The sequence below is a fragment of the Alcanivorax sp. DP30 genome, assembly GCF_009882945.1.
Lineage (GTDB): Bacteria > Pseudomonadota > Gammaproteobacteria > Pseudomonadales > Alcanivoracaceae > Alcanivorax.
Map to the genome: position 1 here is coordinate 890460 of NZ_WTUY01000004.1, position 16479 is coordinate 906938.

14 protein-coding genes are annotated in these 16479 nt (G+C 58.6%); 4 read left to right on the plus strand and 10 right to left on the minus strand.

Translation table 11 applies throughout. From position 1 onward, the window contains the following. Positions 1-137: 137 nt before the first annotated feature. The 10 genes from GQF00_RS10410 to GQF00_RS10455 form a co-directional block, all read right to left on the minus strand. The gene (locus tag GQF00_RS10410; RefSeq protein WP_161319076.1) at positions 138-1292 is read right to left on the minus strand and encodes a hypothetical protein; all 1155 of its coding nucleotides are present in this window, start codon (positions 1290-1292) and stop codon (positions 138-140) included. Positions 1293-1310: 18 nt separating this feature from the next. Beyond that, the gene (locus tag GQF00_RS10415; RefSeq protein ID WP_161319077.1) at positions 1311-1529 is read right to left on the minus strand and encodes a hypothetical protein; all 219 of its coding nucleotides are present in this window, start codon (positions 1527-1529) and stop codon (positions 1311-1313) included. Between the two features lie 127 nt (positions 1530-1656). Next, on the minus strand, positions 1657-2598 hold the full coding sequence (locus GQF00_RS10420) for a DegV family protein (protein ID WP_161319078.1): 942 nt from the start codon (positions 2596-2598) through the stop codon (positions 1657-1659). A 208-nt stretch (positions 2599-2806) separates the two neighbouring features. Continuing rightward, positions 2807-4255, minus strand: a complete 1449-nt coding sequence (pyk, locus tag GQF00_RS10425; protein ID WP_161319079.1) for a pyruvate kinase — start codon at positions 4253-4255, stop codon at positions 2807-2809. 227 nt (positions 4256-4482) lie between these two features. Beyond that, a complete protein-coding gene (locus GQF00_RS10430; RefSeq protein ID WP_161319080.1) occupies positions 4483-4950 on the minus strand; it encodes an aminoacyl-tRNA deacylase in 468 nt (155 codons plus the stop codon). Between the two features lie 549 nt (positions 4951-5499). After that, positions 5500-6327 (minus strand): methylenetetrahydrofolate reductase [NAD(P)H], encoded by an 828-nt coding sequence (gene metF, locus GQF00_RS10435; RefSeq protein ID WP_161319081.1) that lies wholly within the window; start codon positions 6325-6327, stop codon positions 5500-5502. A gap of 113 nt (positions 6328-6440) precedes the next feature. After that, entirely contained in the window at positions 6441-7829 is a 1389-nt protein-coding gene (ahcY, locus tag GQF00_RS10440; protein WP_161319082.1) for an adenosylhomocysteinase, read from the minus strand. Between the two features lie 55 nt (positions 7830-7884). Then, on the minus strand, positions 7885-8238 hold the full coding sequence (locus tag GQF00_RS10445) for a four helix bundle protein (RefSeq protein WP_161319083.1): 354 nt from the start codon (positions 8236-8238) through the stop codon (positions 7885-7887). Between the two features lie 60 nt (positions 8239-8298). Next, positions 8299-9447: a methionine adenosyltransferase gene (gene metK / locus GQF00_RS10450; RefSeq protein WP_161319084.1), complete on the minus strand. Its 1149-nt coding sequence runs from the start codon at positions 9445-9447 to the stop codon at positions 8299-8301. Positions 9448-9596: 149 nt separating this feature from the next. After that, on the minus strand, positions 9597-10577 hold the full coding sequence (locus GQF00_RS10455) for a metalloregulator ArsR/SmtB family transcription factor (protein ID WP_161319085.1): 981 nt from the start codon (positions 10575-10577) through the stop codon (positions 9597-9599). Between the two features lie 214 nt (positions 10578-10791). Between GQF00_RS10455 and tkt the strand changes: the two genes are divergently transcribed. The 4 genes from tkt to fba all read left to right on the plus strand — a co-directional run bounded on the left by tkt (position 10792) and on the right by fba (position 16298). Beyond that, the gene (tkt, locus tag GQF00_RS10460; RefSeq protein ID WP_161319086.1) at positions 10792-12792 is read left to right on the plus strand and encodes a transketolase; all 2001 of its coding nucleotides are present in this window, start codon (positions 10792-10794) and stop codon (positions 12790-12792) included. 64 nt (positions 12793-12856) lie between these two features. Further along, positions 12857-13873 (plus strand): type I glyceraldehyde-3-phosphate dehydrogenase, encoded by a 1017-nt coding sequence (locus tag GQF00_RS10465; protein WP_161319087.1) that lies wholly within the window; start codon positions 12857-12859, stop codon positions 13871-13873. Between the two features lie 45 nt (positions 13874-13918). After that, entirely contained in the window at positions 13919-15082 is a 1164-nt protein-coding gene (locus GQF00_RS10470) for a phosphoglycerate kinase (RefSeq protein WP_161319088.1), read from the plus strand. 151 nt (positions 15083-15233) lie between these two features. After that, positions 15234-16298, plus strand: a complete 1065-nt coding sequence (fba, locus tag GQF00_RS10475) for a class II fructose-bisphosphate aldolase (protein WP_161319089.1) — start codon at positions 15234-15236, stop codon at positions 16296-16298. Positions 16299-16479 lie beyond the last annotated feature (181 nt).

The window sequence follows — 16479 nt, forward strand, 5'->3', positions numbered from 1 at the left end:
GTCACAATATTGGCAGGGAAAATGGTGACCATGCGCCGGTCATCATTGTCCGGCGCATGGCATTTCAGGCAGATCAATAAGTAACAGGGAAAAAGCCTGATTTTCAGCGCATCAGAGATGCGTTCGCAGCAGCGTTCTTAGTTGATCTGTGCTTGCAATGCCTCAATCTCATGGGCATCGCCGTTACGGGAAACAAATGCCTGCCACTGGCTGCTGGCATTGGCCTTGATGGCGTTGGCCATGTCGGCAATGGCATTGTCGGGCAGGTGCCCAAACAGTCCCAGCAACTTGCTGTCGTGAGCGTTTTCCAGGGCGGGCGCCAGTGATGCGGCCTGAGAGCCTGTCAGCACGGACAACGCGGGTGTCAGATGCGCCTGGTCCATCAGCGGTAGAAGATCCAGCAGTTCATCCCAACTGTTTTCTTCCGTCACCGTGCTGACCAGACTTTCCATGACCGGTGTTTTGCGCAGGGTTTCCAGGTTCACGATGTTTTGCTGGTGCTGATTGTCCATGGCATTCACGGCCTGCAGCAGATTGGTCCACAGGCGCTGTTCGCTGGCCACTTCAATCAGGTGGCTGAGCACAGCTTCGCCCTGCTCGGCGACCATGTTACCCATTTGGCCTCGTAGCTCCGTATTGATATGGCCATTGAGCGACAGCACAGCCGGCCAGAGCTCATGGTCAGTGGCGGCCTTGACGGTGGCGCGTTGCTGATCTTCGCTGAGAAGTTCCAGCAGGATATCCAGCTTGCTCTTGTCTTCCAGGTACAAGGCAATTTTCACCATCGCCTCGCCGCTGTCCACGGTGGCGGTAATGGCAGCCAGGGCAGAGGGTTTAATCACGGCGACAAAACGCGCCAGGGTGATGTGCTCGTCCATGGCCAGCAGGGTCTGGGCAACCCGGGAAACGATCTTGTCGGGCATGGCCGCGAGCAGATCCCGGGATTGGGATGGCTCAAGATGGATGCACAGCTTGGCCAGAAACTCGTCAGGTAGCTTGTCTGCCAGCTTGATGGCTCGGTCGGCGGGCAGCTCGGAGGCGATGCCTGCGGCCAGCACGGAGCCGAGCACTGAGGTGGCAAGCTTGGCGCTGGCGCCGGTGGGCACCAGCTTGCTGATGCCGGCAAGGCGCTGGTAGCTGTCCTGGTGCTGGCTGTAGAAAAAAGTGGATACGCTGCTGCGGAAAGCTGCCAGAGCGCCCAGATCCTGGCCATCCAGGAAGGCCAGTTGGTTTTCGTCGATTTCCAGAAGTCGGCCGAGTTTGAGTAGTTCGGCCTGGGTTTCGATATGCATGGGAATCTGTCCTGTCTGTTATCCGAACAACATCTTCTTGACCGGCCGGCGGAAGGGGCCCGGTACCACATTGAGTGCATTGTTCATGGCTTTTTCTACGCGAGTGTCCTTGGTACTGAGTGCGGCAAGGACGGCGTCGGCCAGCTGGCTTGCCTGGTCGGCAGGCAGGGATTCGATAAAGGTCAGCGCGTCGGCGGGAAAGCCTTTCTGCTTCAGGGTGCTGATGGAATCAGACATGGTTGCTCCTTTTTTGCTGGCACTACTATGCCAGCAAAAAAGGCACAGGGGTTTTGCCGAAAAGCCGGATTTGTCCGGCGCTTCAGAAATGGCGGTTGAGCAAAAAAGGGGTGCGGGGCGCCAGAGATCAGGAAAATTCGCTGTGCGGAGTGATCAGACCAACGCTGATAGCGCCGGGGCCGATATTGACCCCGCCCGTGAGCCCCATATGGCTGATCAGCAGCTCTACATCGTGCCGCTCTACGCAGGCCTTGAAGGCTTCAAAACCTGGCATCTGATAGACCGCATCGGTATCGCCGGCGTAGCTGACACAGACGATCGGGGCTAACAAGCCTTTCTCAATACAGTGGCAGGCGTGGCGGAACATTTTTTCCACGGCCTGATCAAAGCCCCGCACCTTGGCCACCGGAAAGGTCTGGTCCTGTCGTGCGCAGAGGATCGGCTTGATATCCAGGGCGGAGCCCATTAGAGCGCCGACAAAGCCCACGCTCTTGTCGCCTTTCTTGCGTGCGCGCTTGTGGACGTAATAGAGATCTGGCACCACCGCATAGCCGGTGGTGTTCGGGGTCAGGTCGTTGATGCGTTGTCGAATGTCGCCGACTTTCATGCCGCTGTTGATTAACCGCATGGTTTCCGCCGCCAGAACGCCCTGCCCGGCAAATAGCGTCTGGCTGTCGCTGACCCGAATCCGGAACGGGCCTTCCAGGCCGGCCGCTTCACGGTATTTCTTGTAGTCAGAAAGAATGGTGTGTGCCGCTTCCGAGGCATTGTCGAAAATCGGACTGCGGCTCTTGGGGACGGTCTGGACCAGGGCAAAGTCGAACGCGACGACCGCTTTTTCCAGGAACAGTGTGCGGATCTGCTCAACGCTGGGTGGCGCGGTTTCCGCATCGTGATTCTTGTCCACTTCATGACGGGAGTAGAACTCGCGGGCCCGCTGTGGATCGCGATCATCCACGTAGATTTCCTTGCCAATGCGGATGGGTACCGGCATGACAAGGATGTTGTTGGCGTCGATAAAATCTTTCGGCAGGTCACAGCCCGAATCCACCACCAGACCAATTCTCATTGTTATAGACCCCTTGGACGTGTCGACGGTTTTGGAGTCATTCGAGTCTAGAGCGGTGCTGCTGCCATTAGCGTCTTTTTGCGTATGGGTATGGTGTAGGAATGTTAATTGAGCGCTGGGTTCAGGCGTCAGTCGGTAGGGGGTTACGCGGCGGGCAGTCCATCAAACAGGTATCACCACACCGCGTAAAGGTTGAAGCGTTGTGCCTCTATTGGATCTTGCTGCCGACTTCGACGATCTTCAGGGTATTGGTGCCCCCGTGTGCATCGGCGTAGTTCCCCTTGGTTATCAGCACCCGATCGCCGGTTTTCACACGGCCCATCGTTTCCAGTATTTCCACCGCCTGGGCGTTCACGGATTCACTGGGGATCGCTGTGCTGTCGAAGGAAACTGCCTGAACACCACGGAGAATGGCAACACGGCGCTGTGTGGCGGGGGTGGGTGTAAAGGCGAAAATCGGCATGCCGGAGCGCAGACGTGACATGAGTCGTGGTGTGTTGCCGGTTTCGGTCATGGCGATGATGGCGGTGACATTGCTCAAGCGGTTAGCCGCCTGCATGGCGGCCATGGCGATCACTTCATCAATGTTGTCGGCGCTGTCATTCATGGGGTGGTCGGTGCGTCGCTCCTGCCAGGTGCGTTCGGCACCGAGGATAATGCGATCCATGGCCTGAACGGTTTCTTTGGGGTACTCCCCCACGGCGGTTTCCGCCGACAGCATGACGGCGTCGGTGCCATCAAGCACCGCATTGGCCACATCAGAGACCTCGGCCCGGGTAGGTTGCGGGCTGCTGATCATGGATTCCATCATCTGGGTTGCCGTGATCACGAAACGGTTGAGTGCCCGGGCCCGGCGGATGATGTGTTTCTGCACGCCCACCAGTTCCGCATCGCCAATTTCCACGGCCAGATCACCGCGGGCGACCATCACCCCGTCGGAGGCGAGAATAATCTGGTCCAGGGTTTCATCGTCCGCCACCGCTTCGGCACGTTCGATCTTTGCGATGATGCTGCCGGTACCTCCGGCCGCCTGGAAGTGACGCCGCGCCTCATTCACATCTTCGGCATCCCTGGGAAAAGACAGGGCGAGGAAATCCACGTCCATATCCGCCGCAGTAATGATGTCGTTGAGGTCCTTTTCGGTAAGTGCCTTGGCGCTGAGACCGCCGCCCTTGCGATTGACGCCTTTGTGATCAGAGAGCGTGCCGCCCACCAATACCGTGCAGATCACCCGTGTGCCTTCAATGCGATCCACCTGCAGCTCCAGCAGGCCATCGTTGAGCAGCAGCACATCACCGGGTTCGCAATCGTCAGGCAGTGGCGGGTAACTGATGCCGACGATTTCCTGGTTGCCGGCGCTGTCGTCGAGCTCGGTGTCCAGAGTAAAGGACTGTCCGTTTTTGAGTTCAATGGGGCCATCGCTGAATTTGCCGATGCGTATCTTCGGGCCCTGCAGGTCGGCCAGGATGGCGACGGCCTGCTGGTGCTTGTCGGAGATGTGGCGAATCTTGTCAGCGGTACGGCGATGGTCATCGGCGCTGCCATGGGAGAAGTTGAGGCGGAAAACGTTAACGCCGGCGGCAATAAGGGCGTCAAGCATGGTCTCTGAGGTGGAGGCGGGACCAAGGGTAGCAACAATCTTCGTACGTCGTGTCATTCACTCTTTCCGTTTACTGTTTTGTGACAGCTTAGCATGCAAATACGATGGAAAGGTTACAGAAAAGCAGGAGTGAGTTGCGAGTGGCGAGTTACGAAAGGCAAAGCTCTAACACAGCCAGCAGCTGGTGAATTCGGGTTTGGCTCTTCGGAAATCACTATCCTTCGGCCTCGCTGCCAACCTCTCGTGGTGAGAGGTTGGCAATGGCGTCGCATCCGGTGTACCCATCAATGCAGCATGGCGAAAGAGCAGGTGCTGGCCTCGCTGAGCCTGAGGAAATCGCCCATGCCCATCTTGATCACTTCTGTATGGTTGCCGGCGTTGAAAGCAATCCAGTCCTTGCTGACCAGGGTGTCATCCACATACACCGGCATGCCATAGAGATTGCCAAAGGGGGGCTCGCCCCCTGGCTCGCAAAGGGGGAAGCGGTCTTTGAATTCCATTTCCGTGGCCAGCCTGACGTGGTTGGCATTAAGGGCCTGACGTAATTTTTCCGGGTCCATGTATTGGTCTGCAGGTAACACGGCCATGGTGAGGGTACCGTCCACATCCACAATCACCGTCTTGGCCATGTGGCGCCCGGGAATATGGCTTGACTGGGCGACCTCTGCGGCGGTCACTGCCGGTGCGTGGTTGTAGCAGTGGTAATAGATATTGTTGTTGTCGAGAAAATCGGTCAAAGCGCGCGTAGCCATGACTGCCTCCTCCCGGCGGGATAAGCCAGGAAATCGCTGCCCTGCGCACAATGGATGGCTGGCGCAAGGCCAGTGGGGTGAATGTATTTTCAGGGTAAGCGGGTGTAGCAGCGTGTGGAAATACGGTTATGTGCTAAGGGAAAGCGCGATAAAGAATAATTAGCTACGAGCTACGAGCTACGAGCTACGAGCTACGAGCTACGAGCTACGAGCTACGAGCTACGAGCTACGAGCTACGAGCTACGCTCGATTNGAAATGCCAAATAGTTCCCGATTTCCTGCATTTCTACGAAGCCGCTGCAGGAGCGCCGTTCAGGGCGCGAACCGTACTCAGCACGGAATCGACCGAAGGGTATTACGAATATCCAGCTTCGATGACCTGAGAAGAGTGACCTCCCTGCGGTCGCCTCGCAGCGCGAGGTTCGTCCCCTGGAAGGGAACTCCTACAGGAGGAAACGGGAGGGTTTGTCACACATGAAAACGCGGGCAGGGATTATGCTGTTTGGCATAACCCCTGCCCGCGTTAAAGTGTGCAGCACGCGGCGTCTTTTAAAGCCCCAGATTATCCAGAATGCGCAGATTCGGACCGGCCTGGTTCATGGTGTAGAAGTGCAGACCCGGAGCACCCATGGCCAGCAGGCGTTCGCACAGGCGGGTGACCACCTCTTCACCGAAGGCTTTCACTGCTGCATCATCATCCTTGATGTCGTTGAGCTTGCTCTGTAGCCAGCGTGGCACATCGGCGCCGCAGGTATTGGAGAAGCGCAGCAGGTTGGCCACATTGAGGATCGGCATGATGCCGGGATAGACCGGGGCGTCGCAGCCAATCTTGTCCAGCGCATCCATGTAGTAACCGTAGGCGTCGGCATTGTAGAAATACTGGGTCAGGCCGCTGTTGGCGCCAGCATCCACCTTGCGCTTGAAGTGGGCGATATCATCTTCAAAGCTGCGTGCCTGCGGATGCATCTCCGGGTAGGCGGCCACTTCCAGCTGGAAGTGATCGCCGGTTTCTTCGCGGATGAGGGTGACCAGTTCATCGGCGTACTTGATCTCGCTCTGGGCATAGCCCATGCCCGAAGGCAGGTCGCCGCGCAGGGCCACGATGCGGGTGACGCCGGCTTCCTTGTAGCCGTTGACCAGTTCCAGGATTTCGTCCTTGCTCTGACCAATACAGCTTAAATGCGGGGCAGTGTCACCATGCTGCTCACGCAGCTTGTTGACCATGTCGCGGGTGTTGTCACGGGTGGAGCCGCCGGCACCAAAGGTACAGGAAAAAAACTCCGGGTTTTTCACCAGCAATTTTTTCTGTGTTGCCAGCAGCTTGCTTTTTCCCTCGTCGGTTTTCGGCGGGAAAAATTCAAAACTGATTCGTTTCATGGGGTGTGCCATTTGCGTTTGTCTTTATTGAAAGCGCAGTGCTTTCGATGGCCGGGTCGGACGTCGGAAGTCTGACGCTTTTGGCATCCGACTTCCGACGTCAGACGTCCGACTTAATACTTGTAATGCTCGGGCTTGAAGGGGCCGTCGACGCCAACGCCAATGTAGTCCGCCTGTTCCTGGGTGAGTTTGGTGATCACGCCACCGAAACCTTCCACCATGTAGCGGGCCACTTCTTCGTCCAGATGCTTGGGCAGAACTTCCACTTTCAGCATCTTCTCTTTCACGGTGTCAGAGTGGCTGGCATAGGCCTGATCGAACAGGTACATCTGCGCCAGAACCTGATTGGCAAAGGAACCATCCATGATGCGGCTGGGGTGGCCAGTGGCGTTGCCCAGGTTAACCAGACGGCCTTCAGACAGTAGCAGCAGGAAGTCGCCTTCTGCCTTGTTGCGCCATACCTTGTGCACCTGAGGCTTCACTTCTTCCCATTCCCAGGTCTTGCGCATGAAGGCAGTATCCACTTCGTTGTCGAAGTGCCCGATATTGCAGACCACGGCGCCTTTCTTGATCGCCTTGAGCATGTTGGCGTCGCAGACGTTGAAGTTGCCGGTGGTGGTTACCAGCAGGTCGGTGTTGCCAAGCAGTTCGGTGTTGATGGAGGCTTCGCTACCATCGTTGATGCCGTCCTTGTACTGGCTCACCACTTCGAAGCCGTCCATGCAGGCCTGCATGGCACAGATAGGGTCGGCTTCGGTCACTTTTACGATCATGCCTTCCTGGCGCAGGGACTGGGCCGAGCCCTTGCCCACATCACCGTAGCCGATGACCAGGGCTTTCTTGCCGGACAGCAGGTGATCAGTGCCACGCTTGATGGCATCGTTGAGGGAATGGCGGCAGCCATACTTGTTGTCGTTCTTGCTCTTGGTAACGGAGTCGTTCACGTTCACCGCCGGCACTTTCAGGGTGCCTTTCTTGAGCATTTCATAGAGACGATGCACACCGGTGGTGGTTTCTTCAGTGACACCGTGGATGTTGTCCAGCATCTGCGGGTAGGTCTCATGGATGTAGCCGGTCAGGTCGCCGCCGTCATCCAGAATCATGTTGGCGTCCCACAGCTCGCCATTGCCGTCACGGCAGGTCTGCTCGATGCACCACATGTATTCTTCTTCGGTTTCCCCTTTCCAGGCGAACACCGGGGTGCCGGCAGCAGCAATGGCCGCGGCGGCGTGATCCTGGGTGGAGAAGATGTTGCAAGAGGACCAGCGCACTTCGGCGCCCAGCGCCTGCAGGGTTTCGATCAGTACTGCAGTCTGGATGGTCATGTGGATACAGCCGATGATCTTGGCGCCCTTCAGCGGCTGCTCGGCACGGTACTTCTCGCGAATGGCGATCAGGGCCGGCATTTCGGTTTCGGCGATATGGATTTCAGAGCGGCCGTAGTCGGCCAGGGAAATATCAGCGACCTTGTAGTCGGTGAAGGTGTCCGCTTTTGCGTTCATGGTGTTCTCCGTTGGGGTCGGACGTCGGAGGTCGGACGTCTGACGCTAAAAGCTTTCATGCACCTTTCAGTGCCTGGATCAGGTTGTTGAGCATGGCGTAAATGGGATCAACATCCTGGTTGAGTTTCTCAAGTTCGTCGTGAAAGGCGAGTCGGCTTGAGAGAAAGAGTTGAGTTTCCAACTCCTGAAGTGAGCCTCTGGCGATGTACAGGAAGCGAACAAAATCTTTGTCGGTTCCTCGTCCTGATCCTTCAGCAATATTTGATGCGACACTTACAGAGGCTCTGCGCATCTGCTGACTCAACCCGAAGCGTTCCTCATCAGGAAAGTGTCGGGTGATCAGATAAACCTTTTCAGCCAGCTCCATGGCGCCACGCCACACATTGAGGCGCTGATATTTTCGAGACACTTCAGGACCTCCCTGTCCCAAGCGTCCGACGTCAGACTGCTGACGTCCGACCAGTTTTTCTTACAGCGCTTTCGCCAGCGCCTCAGCCTTGTCGGTCTTCTCCCAGCTGAAGCCTTCGCGGCCGAAGTGGCCGTAGCTGGCAGTGGGGCGATAGATCGGCTTGCGCAGGTCGAGCATTTCGATGATGCCGCGCGGGCGCAGGTCGAAGTGCTCGCGCACCAGATTAATGATCTCGCTGTCGCTCAGTTTGCCGGTGCCGAACGTATTGATAGAGATGGAAGTCGGCTCGGCCACACCAATGGCGTAGCTCACCTGGATCTCGCACTTGTCGGCCAGACCGGCGGCCACAATGTTCTTGGCCACGTAACGACCCGCGTAGGCGGCAGAACGGTCTACTTTGGACGGATCCTTGCCGGAGAACGCACCGCCACCGTGGCGGGCCATACCGCCGTAGGTGTCCACGATGATCTTGCGGCCGGTGAGACCACAATCACCCATGGGGCCACCGATCACGAAGATACCGGTGGGGTTCACATGGTACTGGGTGTCGCTGTGCAGCCACTCTTCCGGCAGTACCGGCTTGATGATTTCTTCCATGACCGCTTCGCGCAGATCGGCCAGACCGATTTGCGGGGCGTGCTGGGTGGACAGGACAACCGCATCCACCGCCACCGGCTTGCCGTTTTCGTAGCGCAGGGTCACCTGGCTCTTGGCGTCCGGACGCAGCCACGGCAGGGTGCCGTTCTTGCGCAGCTCCGCCTGACGTTCCACCAGACGGTGAGAGTAGAAGATCGGCGCGGGCATGAGGGTGTCGGTTTCGTTGGTAGCAAAACCGAACATCAGGCCCTGGTCGCCGGCACCCAGATCCTTGTCGTCGGCTTCATCAACGCCGATGGCAATATCGGCGGACTGCTTGCCGATGCCGTTCAGGACGGCACAGCTGGCGCCGTCGAAGCCCTTGTCAGAGCTGTCGTAGCCAATATCCAGAATCACCTGGCGAACGATATCTTCCAGCTCTACATAGGTGCTGGTACGAACTTCACCGGCAACGATGGCCATGCCGGTTTTCACCAGGGTTTCCACCGCCACGCGGGCGTGGGGGTCATCCTTGATGATGGCATCCAGAACGGCGTCCGAGATCTGGTCAGCCATTTTATCCGGATGACCTTCGGACACGGACTCGGAAGTAAAGATGGAATATTCACTCATTTCTGGAGTGCTCCTTGATTACTGGTCTGACGTCGGACGTCAGAAGTCTGATGCAAAAAAACGGAGAGGGTTGGATTTCGTCGTCTGACTTTCGACGTCAGACGTCCGACCCTTCTCCAAGTAATAAAACCTGGAACAATCATCGTGCCCTAATCGAGGCGCTTGAACGTCCTCACCTGCACCTGAAAGCCGTTCCGTAATGCCAGGAACTGGCTCTCCTGCAGTACCAGGCCGGCGCGGCCGGCCCAGTCCACCAGATCGGTTTCTTCAAAACCGAGCCAGACATCACCACAGGCCTCGTGGGCCCAATACTGATCATGCAGACTCAGGTCAGTGATCAGCAGGGTGCCGCCGTCATTCAACTGCCGTGCCGCCGCACGGATGGCGCTGGCTGGAGACGGCAGATGATGCAGCACCATGTTCAGCACCACGGCATCTACCGTGGGCAGGGTGTCGGCGCCGGCGGGCCACTCACCCAGTATCAACTCCACATTTTGCTGTTTGGCGACAGCCTGTCTGGCTACCGCCAGCATGGCCTCGGCGTTATCCAGGCCGATGACGTTTTCATACCGGGCGGCAAGCTCGAGCAGAAACTGGCCGTCGCCGGGGCCGATCTCCAGGGCTTTCCGGCCGTCCGGGCAGGCTCGCAGCAAAAGCTCCAGCGCCTGTTCGGCGTACTGGCCGTAGTCGGCTATCAATTCCCGCTGTTCATCCATTTGCTCAGCGTGGCGGGCAAAAAAGGCCCGGCTTTGCTCGGCCCGTTGGCTCTGTACCTGTTCGAGCCGGTGCGCTACCTGCAAATCGAGTTGGCCATCATCCAGCTGGTCGAGCAAGGCACTGTGAAGGGCGCCCTCTGGATGGTCGGTCTGGGGCAGGCGGCGGCGATAGAAGATGGAATTGCCTTCGCGTCGCTTCTCCACCAATCCGCCCTGGGCCAGCACCTTCAGGTGGTGGCTCATGCCCGATTGCTTCATGGCCATGATGTCGCACAACTCCAGCACGCCGAAGCTGCTCTGCCCAAGCACCTGCAATACCTGCAACCGCAGGGGGTCACCTGCGGCCTTGAGGAAGCCGGCCAGCTGATCGGTGATCTCCGCGGCGGCAGGTGTAGAGGGCGCTTGTGCATTCATAAGAAGGGCAGTCTAGCGCAATCGAAAACTAAATCAAAATAAATTGATATAGATTTTGGTCGGACGTCCGGCCCCCGACGTCAGACCGTTATTTCATGGCAGGTGCTTCGGGCAGACGTCGCTGCTATCAAATACGCGCCGGACATTTGCCCGCAACCCCCCCATGAGGGACAATAGCGCCCCTTTTCAGCCACCAGTCAGTTTGGAGCCCTGCATGTCCAGTGCCCCCGCCAGCCGTGATCTCGCCAACGCCATCCGTGCCCTGAGCATGGACGCCGTCCAGAAAGCCAACTCAGGCCACCCCGGCGCCCCCATGGGGATGGCCGATATTGCCGAGGTGCTGTGGCGCGGTTTCCTGAAGCACAACCCGCAGGATCCCAAATGGGCCGATCGTGACCGCTTCGTGCTGTCCAACGGCCATGGCTCCATGCTGCTTTACTCCCTGCTGCACCTGTCCGGTTACGGGGTCAGCATCGAGGACATCAAGAACTTCCGCCAGTTGGGCAGCCCCACTGCCGGTCACCCGGAATACGGCGACGCCCCTGGCATCGAGACCACCACCGGGCCGCTGGGTCAGGGTATTGCCAATGCGGTGGGCATGGCGCTGGCAGAGAAGATGCTGGCCGGCCAGTTCAACCGTGACGGCCACAGCATCGTTGATCACTTCACCTACTGTTTCCTGGGTGATGGCTGCATGATGGAAGGGATATCCCACGAAGCCTGCTCCCTGGCCGGTACCCTGGGGCTGGGTAAGCTGGTGGCGTTTTACGACGACAACGGCATTTCCATCGACGGTGAAGTAGAAGGCTGGTTCACCGATGATACGGTGGAGCGGTTCCGTGCCTATGGCTGGCAGGTGATCCCCAATGTGGATGGTCATGATCCGGTGGAAGTGCGCACCGCCATCGAGACGGCCCGTGCCAATACCGACCAGCCCACCCTGATTTGCTGCAAGACGGTGATTGGCTTCGGCAGCCCCAACAAGCAGGGCAAGGAAGAGTGTCACGGCGCCGCTCTGGGCGACGACGAGATCGCCCTGACCCGCAAGACGCTGGGTTGGGAGCACGGCCCGTTCGAGATTCCTGCCGACATCAAGAATGCCTGGGATGCCAGCGAAGCCGGTGCTGCCGCCCAGAGCGAGTGGCAGCAGCGTTTCGACGCCTACAAGGCCGCTCACCCGGAGCTGGCTGCCGAGTTCCAGCGCCGTATGGCGAATGAACTGCCCGCGGACTTTGCAGAGCAGGCCGATGCCTATATCCGCGAGTGTCAGGAAAAAGGCGAAAAAGTGGCTACCCGCAAGGCAAGCCAGAACTCCCTGGACGCCTTCGGCCCGTTGCTGCCGGAACTGGCCGGGGGCTCTGCCGACCTGGCTGGCTCCAACAACACCATCTGGAAAGGCTGCAAGTCTGTCACTGCGGACGATGCCAGCGGTAACTACATTCATTACGGGGTGCGCGAGTTCGGCATGACCGCCGTCCAGAATGGTCTGTGCCTGCACGGTGGCCTGCGTCCCTACGGCGGTACCTTCCTGGTGTTCATGGAATATGCCCGTAACGCGGTGCGCATGGCGGCACTGATGCACCAGCCGAATATTCTGGTGTACACCCACGATTCCATTGGTCTGGGTGAAGATGGTCCGACCCACCAGCCCATCGAGCAGATGGCGAACCTGCGGCTGACCCCCAACATGCGCACCTGGCGTCCCTGTGACACGGTGGAATCCGCCGTATCCTGGAAGAAAGCCATTTTGCGTCAGGACGGCCCCTCTGCGTTGATCTTCTCCCGTCAGGGGCTGCCCTGCATGGAGCGTGGCAGCCAGCAGCTGGCCGAGATCGAAAAGGGCGGCTACACCCTGATGCAGACCGGTGAAGGCACGCCGGACGCCATCATCATCGCCACTGGTTCCGAAGTGGAGCTGGCGGTCAATGCGGCCAACGCACTCACCGGCAAAAACATCCGTGTGGTGTCCATGCCCTGTGTTGAAGAATTTCTGGCCCAGGACAAGGCTTATCAGGAAAGCGTGCTGCCCAGCGATGTGCGTGCCCGGGTTGCCGTGGAAGCGGCCATTGCCGATTACTGGTACCGCTTCGTGGGTCTCGACGGCAAGGTGATCGGCATGACCAGCTTCGGCGCGTCCGCCCCGGCCGGCGATCTGTTCAAGCACTTTGGCATCACTGCCGAAGCGGTACAGCAAGCCGTGGAGTCGTTGCTTTGATAGAGGCGGGAGGGAAGTCGGACGTCAGACGTCGGACGACTAACCCTGTTAGCGTCAGACCGCTATGAGAATTGCCATCAACGGCTATGGCCGTATCGGTCGCTCTTTTGTCCGCGCCCTTGCCGAGCGTGAAGGGGCAGGGTGGCAGGCGCCGTTCAGTCTGGTGGCAATCAATGACAAGGGGCGCCCGGAAGATCTGCTCTATCTGACCCGTTACGACACCACCCACGGGCGGCTGGCGGAACCGGCGGAATTGATTGAGGGCATGCTGCGTATCGGGCAGCAGGCGCCGCGGTTGCTGGAGCAACCGAAACCGGAATTATTGCCCTGGGATGAGATGGATGTGGATCTGGTGCTGGAATGCTCCGGTCACTTCCGCAGCCACGCCGGGGCGTCGCGACATCTGGACGCCGGGGCAAAGAAGGTCATCATCGGTGCCGTGCCGTTTGATCAGGCCGATCAGGTGGTCGTATTCGGTGTGAACCATCAGGACGTATCTGCCGACAAAAAAGTATTGTCGGCGGGATCCTGCACCACCCACTGCATCGCGCCGCTACTGGCGCGGCTGGATGACAGCTTCGGCGTGCAGCAGGTGCTGATGAAGGAAATCCACGCCTACACCTCGGACCAGACCCTGCTGGACCATGTCCATCGGGACCCGCGCCGGGGTCGGGCCGGGGCGCAGAACATCGTGCCCACCACCAGCAGTGCCATCGGTGCGGTACAGCAGGTGTTGCCGACATTGGCTGGCAAGATCAGCGGCAGCTCCATCCGGGTGCCCACCTTGAACGTGGCCATGGTGGAATTGACCCTGCGTCTGGAACAGACACCGGATGCCAAGAGTCTGAATGAGTGGCTACACCAGCAGGCAACAGCGTCGGGCGGCCTGATTGGCTACAATGACGCGCCGCTGGTGAGTGTGGATTTCAACCACCGTCCGGAATCTGCAATCGTCGATGTGACACAGACCCGGGTGCAGGGCGACATGGTGCAGGTGGTGGCCTGGTACGACAACGAATGGGGCTATGCGAACCGACTGCTCGACTGGGTAGCGGCGTTGGCCGAATCACAGCAACACTGATCGACAGACAGCCCCCGCGCGGTGGCCGTGAATGAGGTAGCAAAGATGAACTTCAAACGCATGACCGACCTGGACCTGGCAGGCAAACGCGTTCTGATCCGTGAAGACCTGAACGTGCCGGTGAAAGACGGCAAGGTCACCAGCGATGCGCGTATCCGTGCTTCCCTGCCTACTATTGAGCATGCGCTCAAGGCCGGCGCCAAGGTAATGCTGATGTCTCACCTGGGGCGTCCCACCGAAGGTGAGTATGCGGAAGAGTTTTCCCTCAAGCCGGTGGCTGATCATCTCGGTGAGCTGCTGGGTCGTGAGGTGCCGCTGGTGAAGGACTGGCTTGACGGTGTCCAGGTGGAGGCCGGTCAGGTCGTGCTGTGCGAGAACGTTCGCTTCAACAACGGCGAAAAGAAAGATGACGAAGCGCTGTCACAAAAAATGGCGGCGCTTTGTGATATCTATGTGATGGATGCGTTTGGTACTGCCCACCGCGCCCAGGCATCCACCCATGGTGTGGGCAAGTTTGCTCCGGTTGCCTGTGCTGGCCCGCTGTTGGCCAATGAGCTGGACGCGCTGGGCAAGGCCCTGAAGCAGCCGGAGAAACCGCTGGTGGCCATCGTGGGTGGTTCCAAGGTGTCCACCAAGTTGGAAGTGCTGGAAGCGCTATCCGATAAAGTGGATCAGCTGGTGGTGGGCGGCGGTATTGCCAACACCTTCCTGGCCGCTGCCGGTCACCCGGTGGGCAAGTCCCTGTATGAAGCAGACCTGATCCCGGCGGCACAAAAGATCGCCGAGAAAGTGCATATTCCGATTCCGGTGGATGTGGTCACTGCCAGGGAATTCGCCGAATCAGCAGAAGCGGTTACCAAGAAAGTGGAAGACGTGGCCGAAGATGACATGATCCTCGACATCGGCCCACAGACCGCCCACATCGTGGCGGCCCTGATGAAGGAAGCCAAGACCATCATCTGGAATGGCCCGGTTGGGGTCTTCGAGTTCGATCAGTTTGGTGAGGGTACCCGTGAAATGGCAGAAGCCATTGCCGACTCTGATGCCTTCTCCATTGCCGGCGGTGGCGACACCCTGGCCGCCGTGGACAAGTACGGCATCAGCGACAGGATCAGCTACATCTCCACGGGCGGCGGTGCCTTCCTGGAGTTCGTCGAAGGCAAGGTGCTGCCGGCGGTGGCCATGCTGGAAGCAAGAGCGAAAGATTGATTCAGGGTCAGACGTCTGAGGTCGGACGTCTGACTCAGCAATTCAGAACCGGATGTTTTTTTGGCGTCTGACCTCCGACGTCAGGCATCCGACGGATTTTCAAGGCAGGGCGTGACCGCCCTGCACAGGAATAGACGAAGGGGAAACGAAAATGGCACTTGTAAGCATGCGTCAGATGCTGGATCACGCCGCCGAGTTTGGTTATGGCGTACCGGCTTTCAACGTGAACAACCTGGAACAGATGCGCGCCATCATGGAAGCGGCGGACAAGACCGATTCCCCGGTGATCGTGCAAGCCTCTGCCGGTGCGCGCAAATATGCCGGCGCCCCCTTCCTGCGTCACCTGATTCTGGCGGCCGTGGAAGAGTTTCCGCACATTCCGGTGGTGATGCACCAGGATCATGGCACCAGCCCCTCCGTGTGCCAGCGCTCTATCCAGCTGGGTTTTTCCTCCGTGATGATGGATGGCTCCCTGGGTGAAGACGGCAAGACCCCCACCGACTACGAATACAACGTGGACGTGACCCGTCGCACGGTGGAAATGGCCCACGCCTGTGGTGTGTCTGTGGAAGGCGAGCTGGGTTGTCTCGGTTCACTGGAAACCGGTGAAGCTGGCGAAGAAGATGGCATTGGTGCGGCGGGCAAGCTGACCCACGAACAGATGCTCACCGATCCGGAAGAAGCCGCGGACTTCGTGAAGCAGACCAAGGTAGATGCGCTGGCCATCGCCATTGGAACGTCTCACGGTGCCTACAAGTTCACCCGCCCGCCCACTGGCGACATCCTGGCTATCGACCAGATCAAGGCGATCCACCAGCGTATTCCCGACACTCATCTGGTGATGCACGGTTCCTCTTCCGTGCCGCAGGAATGGCTGGCCATCATCAATGAGTTTGGTGGTGAGATTCCGGAAACCTATGGGGTGCCGGTGGAAGAAATCGTGGAAGGCATCAAGCATGGTGTGCGCAAGGTCAACATCGATACCGACCTGCGTCTTGCGTCCACCGGTGCGATTCGTCGCTTCCTGGCTGGCAACACCGCCGAGTTCGATCCGCGTAAATACCTGAAGGAATCCGTGACGGCCATGCGCGATATCTGTATCGCCCGTTACGAAGCCTTTGGTACCGCCGGCAACGCCAGCAAGATCAAGCCGATTAACCTGGAAGAAATGTTCCAGCGTTACGAGTCTGGCGATCTGGACCCGCGCATCAAGTAAGCGACGCTGCAATCAACTTTCTTCTTTCAGCAAGGCGGAAGAGGTGGTTGCCAGCGAAAACAAAAAGGCCGCGCCCGAAACTTCGGGTGCGGCCTTTTTGTTTGGTGTGAAGAGAGGGAACCTTTCGAGTTGCGATAAGCGAGTTTCGAAAACCTTAAACCGTTACTCGTAACTCGCTTCT